The organism is Pseudoxanthomonas taiwanensis, assembly GCF_010093135.1.
Lineage (GTDB): Bacteria > Pseudomonadota > Gammaproteobacteria > Xanthomonadales > Xanthomonadaceae > Pseudoxanthomonas > Pseudoxanthomonas taiwanensis.
This window is the reverse complement of the sequence record NZ_PDWK01000102.1, coordinates 1-6649: the sequence shown is the minus strand read 5'-3', so window position 1 is coordinate 6649 and position 6649 is coordinate 1. Positions and strand designations below refer to the sequence as shown.

6 protein-coding genes are annotated in these 6649 nt (G+C 71.6%); 5 read left to right on the top strand and 1 reads right to left on the bottom strand.

Annotated elements, in window-relative coordinates; all coding sequences use genetic code 11:
- The first annotated feature begins 171 nt into the window (after positions 1 to 171).
- From CR938_RS13470 to CR938_RS13455, 4 genes are all read left to right on the top strand, one after another.
- A complete protein-coding gene (locus tag CR938_RS13470; protein ID WP_162125490.1) occupies positions 172 to 450 on the top strand; it encodes a DUF493 family protein in 279 nt (92 codons plus the stop codon).
- Complete coding sequence (gene lipB / locus CR938_RS13465; protein WP_162125489.1) at positions 438 to 1136, top strand: lipoyl(octanoyl) transferase LipB; 699 nt, start codon at positions 438 to 440, stop codon at positions 1134 to 1136. Before CR938_RS13470 ends, lipB begins: the two co-directional genes overlap by 13 nt.
- 107 nt (positions 1137 to 1243) lie before the next feature.
- Positions 1244 to 2257, top strand: coding sequence for a lipoyl synthase (gene lipA, locus CR938_RS13460; protein WP_162125488.1), 1014 nt, complete (start codon positions 1244 to 1246; stop codon positions 2255 to 2257).
- 184 nt (positions 2258 to 2441) lie between these two features.
- Positions 2442 to 4619, top strand: a complete 2178-nt coding sequence (locus CR938_RS13455; RefSeq protein WP_162125487.1) for a carboxy terminal-processing peptidase — start codon at positions 2442 to 2444, stop codon at positions 4617 to 4619.
- A gap of 72 nt (positions 4620 to 4691) precedes the next feature.
- Here CR938_RS13455 and CR938_RS13450 read toward each other — a convergent pair whose 3' ends face one another.
- Positions 4692 to 5171, bottom strand: coding sequence for a winged helix-turn-helix transcriptional regulator (locus CR938_RS13450; protein ID WP_162125486.1), 480 nt, complete (start codon positions 5169 to 5171; stop codon positions 4692 to 4694).
- A 150-nt stretch (positions 5172 to 5321) separates the two neighbouring features.
- Here CR938_RS13450 and CR938_RS13445 point away from each other — a divergent pair, with 150 nt between their 5' ends.
- Complete coding sequence (locus tag CR938_RS13445; RefSeq protein WP_162125485.1) at positions 5322 to 6629, top strand: D-amino acid dehydrogenase; 1308 nt, start codon at positions 5322 to 5324, stop codon at positions 6627 to 6629.
- The last annotated feature ends 20 nt before the right edge of the window (positions 6630 to 6649 follow it).

The following is a 6649-nucleotide window of genomic DNA, read 5'->3' as shown; positions in this document are numbered from 1 at the left end:
GAGCGGGATCGTGCGGGAAGTGGACGTGCTCATGGGCCTATTGTAGGGCGGCGCCGGGCCTCCTGCCCGGGCGCGGTAGCGTGCCACGGCGTACGCAGCGTTGCGCCGGCGGTGTCGCACCGTGGTCGCACGAGGGTTGGGTTTGCGCGGGCGCGGACCGATAATGCCGCGATGGAGATCCGCTCTGACAATCCCGAGCACGGCTTCCAGTTTCCCGGCACCTTCGAGCTCAGCGCCATGGGCGCGGCGGGCAAGGGCCTGGAGACCGAGCTGCCGAAGCGGCTGGAACAGGCCGGCGTGGGGGGGCTGCACGAGAGCGGGCAGTGCCGGCACTCGTCCAATGGCCGCTACGTGTCCGTGCGCATCGGCTTCCGCGCCGAGAGCCGCCAGCAGTACGAGGCCGCACACCAGGCCCTGCGCGACCACCCCGAAGTGACATGGACGCTGTGAGCACCGCCGCCTGCACCACCCCCGCGCCGGCGCGCGCGCCGCTGCCTGCGTACGTGCGCGACCTCGGTCGGCAGCCGTACGAGCCGGTGTGGCGGGCCATGCAGCGCTTCACCGACGCCCGCGGCGAGGCCACCACCGACGAGCTGTGGCTGGTCGAGCACGAGCCGGTGTTCACCCTGGGCCAGGCCGGCAAGACCGAGCACGTGCTGATGCCGGGCCAAATCCCGGTCATCCACGTGGACCGCGGCGGGCAGGTGACCTACCACGGCCCCGGCCAGATCGTGGCCTACCCGCTGCTGGACCTGCGCCGCCTGGGCATCGGCGTGCGCGAATACGTGTGCCGGATCGAGCAGGCCATCATCGACACCCTCGCCGAGTGGAACATCGGCGGCGCGCGCAGGGAGGGCGCCCCCGGCGTGTACGTGAACGGGGCCAAGATCGCCTCGCTGGGCATCCGCGTGCGCCGCGGCTGCACCTTCCACGGCCTGGCCTTCAACATCACGCCCGAGTGCGTGCCGCCGTTCCAGCGCATCAATCCCTGCGGCTATGCCGGCCTCCAGGTGGTGGCGCTGCAGGATCTGGGCGGGCCGGCTTCGATGGAGGCGGTCAAGCCGGTGCTGCTGGAGCAGCTGGGCCGCCAGTTCGGCCTGGAGTGGGAGCGCGCGGCGCCGCCCGCGCCGGGCTGACGTACCGGTCCGTATGCAGGCGCCGTTGCGCCGGCCGGCCCCTGCTGTTGCGCCGGCGGGGCCGCCGCGCCCGGGCAGGAGGCCCGGCGCCGCCCTACAATAGGCCCATGAGCACGTCCACTTCCCGCACGATCCCGCTCCAGGTCCTGTCCGAGCCGGCCGCCGCGCCGGCGCCGCTGGAGGTGGGCGCCAAGCAGCTGGGCAGCGACAAGATCGCGCGCTCGCCGGTGCAGTTCGCCGATACCCCGGTGTTGCGCAAGCCGTCCTGGATCCGGGTGCGCATCCCCGCCGGCAACGCCGTGGCCAACCTCAAGGCGCGGCTGCGCGAGAACCGTCTGGTCACCGTGTGCGAGGAGGCCAGCTGCCCGAACATCCACGAGTGCTTCGGCCACGGCACCGCGACCTTCATGATCCTGGGCGAGGTCTGCACCCGCCGCTGCAGCTTCTGCGACGTGGCCCACGGCCGGCCCAGGCCGCCGGACCCGGAGGAGCCGCGCAACCTGGCCCGGACCATCGCCGACATGCGCCTGAAGTACGTGGTCATCACCTCGGTGGACCGCGACGACCTGCGTGACGGCGGCGCCCAGCACTTCGTGGACTGCATCCGCGAGGTGCGCGCGGCCGCGCCCGGCATCCGCATCGAGATCCTGACCCCGGACTTCCGCGGCAAGGGCCGCATGGACCGCGCGCTGGCGATCCTGGCCCAGGACCCGCCGGACGTGTTCAACCACAACATCGAGACGGTGCCGGACCTGTACCCGAACGTGCGCCCGGGTGCCGACTACCAGTGGTCGCTGACCCTGCTGCAGCGGTTCAAGGCGCAGCACCCGTCCATCCCGACCAAGTCCGGCATCATGCTGGGCCTGGGCGAAACCATGGAGCAGGTGCAGGCCACCCTGCGCGACCTGCGCGCCCACGACGTGGACATGGTCACCATCGGCCAGTACCTGCAGCCGACGCCGCACCACCATCCGGTGCTGCGCTACTGGACCCCGGACGAGTTCAAGGTGCTGGAGGAGTACGGCTACCAGCTGGGCTTCAGCCACGTCGCCTCCGGGCCGATGGTCCGTTCGTCCTACCACGCCGACCGCCAGGCGGCCGGCGCCGGAGTGGAGGCCTGAGCGGCGCCCCGGCGTGAAGGGCCCCCTGCACGGGGCATTGGTTAACCTTTTCCTCCGTTCCGGCCGCTAGCCTGCGGTTGGGCCATCCTGCCCCGCGGCCGGGGAATGCAACTTCCGGCACTGGGCGGTGGTCTGAGCCCTCCCGCAGCCTCACGTCCATGGCCCTCCAGGCCCGAGACCCCGAATGAAATCCAGAATCACCGCCGCACTGCTCGCCCTCCTGCTGGTCGTCCCGGTCGCGCTGCTGGCGCGCAGCGGCGCGACCGGCGCCGTGGCGCTGGCCCCCACGCCGGAGCAGGCCACCACCTCCCGCCTGGTCTACGGCCTGCTGTCCGACAGCCGCTACGCCTATCGCCCGCGTCCGGCCGACGCGACGATGTCCGAGGACATCTTCCGCCGCTACCTGGAGGCGCTGGACGGCAACAAGCAGTTCTTCACCGCCGCCGACGTCGAGCGCTTCGCCCCGTACCGCGCGCGCATGGCCGACGCGGTGCGCGAGGGCGACCCGAGCCCGGCCTTCGCCATCTTCGCCGTGTACCGCGAGCGGGTGGAGCAGCGCGTGGCCTACGCCCGCGGCCTGCTCGCGCAGGAGTTCGACTTCACCGGCAACGAGCGCTGGGAATACGACCGCAAGGACGCGCCGTGGGCCCCTGACGAGGCGGCGCTGGACGACCTGTGGCGCAAGTCGGTGATGAACGACTGGCTGCGCCTGAAGCTGGCCGGCAAGGCACCGGAGGAGATCCGCAAGACCCTGGACAAGCGCTACGCGCAGCTGGGCAAGTCGGTGGCCGAGCTCAAGAGCGAGGACGTGTTCTCGCTGTTCCTCAACGCCTACACCGCGTCCATCGACCCGCATACCGACTACCTCAACCCGCGCAGCGCCGAGAACTTCAACCAGGCCATGTCGCTGTCGCTGGAGGGCATCGGCGCCCAGCTGCAGCGCCAGGACGACGTGGTGGTGATCCGCGAGATCATCCCCGGCGGTCCGGCGGCGCTGGACGGCACGCTCAAGGCCGGCGACCGCATCGTCGGCGTCGGCCAGGGCGCCTCCGGTCCGATCGAGGACGTGATCGGCTGGCGCATCGACGACGTGGTGGCCAAGATCCGCGGCCCCAAGGGCACCAAGGTCCGGCTGGAGTACATCCCGGCCGAGGCCGGCGTGGACGGCGAGCACCGCGTGGTCACCCTGACCCGCGCCCGCGTGCAGCTCTCCGAGCAGGCGGCCAAGAGCAAGACTTACACCATCCCGGCGCAGGACGGCCGCCCGGCGCGCGTGATCGGCGTGATCGAGCTGCCGACCTTCTACCAGGACTTCGAGGGCCGCCGCCGCAACGGCAACGACTACACCTCGGCCACCCGCGACGTGGCGCGCCTGCTGGGCGAGTTCAAGCAGAAGGGCGTGGACGGCGTGGTCCTGGACCTGCGCAACAACGGCGGCGGCTCGCTGGACGAGGCGGTGCAGCTGACCGGCCTGTTCGTTGACACCGGCCCGGTGGTGCAGGTGCGCGAGTCCGGTGGGCGGGTGACGGTGAACTCCGACCGCAACCCCGGCGTGGCCTGGGACGGGCCGCTGGCGGTGCTGGTCAACCGCGCCTCGGCCTCGGCCTCGGAGATCTTCGCCGGCGCCATGCAGGACTACGGCCGCGCGCTGATCATCGGCGAGACCACCTTCGGCAAGGGCACGGTGCAGAACCTGGTGGACCTGGACCGCTGGCCGGCGGCCGAGGGCCCGCGCTTCGGCCAGGTCAAGCTGACCATCGCCCAGTTCTTCCGCATCTCCGGCAGCAGCACCCAGCACAAGGGCGTGGTGCCGGACATCGCCTACCCGCTGAGCGTGGACGCCAACGAGTTCGGCGAGAGCACCTACGACAACGCCCTGCCGTGGACCCGCATCGCCGAGGTACCGCACCAGCGCTACGGCAACTTCGCGCCGCTGCTGCCGCGCCTGCAGGAGCTGCACGCCCGCCGCATCGCCGAGGACCTGGAGTTCCAGTGGTGGAGCGAGGACGTGGCCCACTACCGCGCCGAGGCGGCCAAGAAGTACCTCTCGCTCAACGAGGCCGAGCGCCGCGCCGAGCGCGAGCGCCAGGAGCGGCAGCGCAAGGAGCGCCAGGCCATCCGCAAGGAGAAGGGCCTGGACCTGGACCCGCTGGCCGACGAGACCGACGACGGCCTGACCGCCGCCGAGCGCGACGTGGTCAAGGACGCCCAGCGCGAGAAGGCCGCGGAGAAGCGCCCGGACCCGCTGCAGCGCGAGGCCGCGGCGATCCTGGCCGACGCCATCAACCTGCTGGAGCAGGACCAGCCGCTGTCGGCCCAGGTCCTGCCGCTGACCGCCTCGGCCATGCGCTGGGCCAAGTAGCCCGGGGCCGCGCCGCGACGGACGCACGGACGGCGGCCATCGGCCGCCGTTCCCGTTTGCGTGTGGGCGTGTTCAGTCGGGCACGTGCAGGGCCAGGGTCTCCTTGACCTCCTCCATCACGATGTAGCTGCGCGATTCGCGCACGTGCGGCAGGGTCAGCAGGCTGCTGCCCAGCAGGCGGCGGTAGGAGGCCATCTCCGAGATGCGCGCCTTGATCAGGTAGTCGAAGTCGCCCGAGACCAGGTGGCACTCCAGCACGTTGGGCAGCTTCAGCGCGGCGCGGCGGAACTCCTCGAAGATGTCGCCGGACTTGTAGGCCAGGCTGATCTGCACGAACACCAGCAGCGAGGCCTTGAGGTACTGCGGGTTGAGCTTGGCGTAGTAGCCCTCGATCACCCCGTCGCGCTCCAGCCGGCGCACGCGCTCGGTGCAGGGCGTGGTGGACAGGCCCACCCGTTCGCCCAGCTCGGTGAAGGAGATGCGCCCCTCCTGCTGGAGGATGCGCAGGATCTGGCGGTCGATGCGGTCCAGTTCGCGGCGGCGGGCGGGCATGGAAACCTCCGTGGCGTGGGATATTTGCGTGAGTTTCCCCCATGAAACGCCACAAAAACGGAAAAAACAACTGGAACTACGGCCATATACTGCGCGCCTTGCATGGTGGCCGCGGCCGCGGCCAGTGAAAGCTCTCGCAGAGGTGTCGTGATGCGCGTTCTGGTCCTGGGCAGTGGCGTGATCGGCGTGACCAGCGCCTGGTACCTGGCCCGTGCCGGCTTCGAGGTGACCGTGGTGGACCGCGAGCCCGGTCCGGCCCTGGGGGCCAGCTACGCCAACGCCGGGCAGATCTCCCCCGGCTACGCCTCGCCGTGGGCGGCGCCGGGCGTGCCGCTGAAGGCGCTGAAATGGCTGTTCCAGGAGCACGCGCCGCTGGCCATCCGCCTGACCGCCGACCCGTTCCAGTACCAGTGGCTGTGGCAGATGCTGCGCAACTGCACCGCGGCCCGCTACGCGGTGAACAAGGAGCGCATGGTGCGCCTGGCCGAGTACAGCCGCGACTGCCTGGACGAGCTGGCGCGCGAGACCGGGCTGGCCTGGGAGGGCCGCAAGCTCGGCACCACCCAGCTGTTCCGCACCCAGGCGCAGATGGACGCGGCCGCCCGCGACATCGCCGTGCTCGAGCAGGCCGGCGTGCCCTACGAGGTGCTCGACCGCGCCGGCATCGCCCGCGTGGAGCCGGCGCTGGCCGCCACCTCGCACCTGCTGGTCGGCGGCCTGCGCCTGCCGGGCGACCAGACCGGCGACTGCCGCCTGTTCTGCGAGCGCCTGGCCGCGCTGGCCGCGCAGAAGGGCGTGGAGTTCCGCTACGGCGCCAACATCGAAGCCATCGAGGGCGACGGCGAGCGCGTGACCGGCGTGCGCATCGACGGTCGCCTGGAGACGGCCGACCGCTACGTGGTGGCGCTGGGCAGCTGGTCGCCGCGGCTGCTGCGGCCGCTGGGCATCCGCCTGCCGGTATACCCGCTCAAGGGCTATTCGCTGACCCTGCCGATCACCGATCCGGCGATGGCGCCGACCTCGACCATCCTGGACGAGACCTACAAGGTGGCCATCACCCGCTTCGACGAGCGCATCCGCGTCGGCGGCATGGCCGAGGTGGCCGGCTTCGACCTGCGCCTGGACCCGCGCCGCCGCGCCACCCTGGAGAAGGTGGTCAACGACCTGTACCCGCGCGGCGGCGACCTGGGCCGTGCCGAGTTCTGGACCGGCCTGCGCCCGGCCACGCCGGACGGCACCCCGGTGGTGGGTGCCACCCCGCTGCGCAACCTGTTCCTCAACACCGGCCACGGCACCCTGGGCTGGACCATGGCCTGCGGTTCGGGCCGCTTCCTGGCCGACGTGATCGCGCGCCAGCCCACCGGCATCCGCAGCGAGGGCCTGGACATTTCCCGCTACGGCCGCGGCCGCGCCGGTTCCGCAGGCGGCGAGCCGGTTCCGGCGACAATGTCCCGGTAAGGCCCGGATCCGTCCGGCCG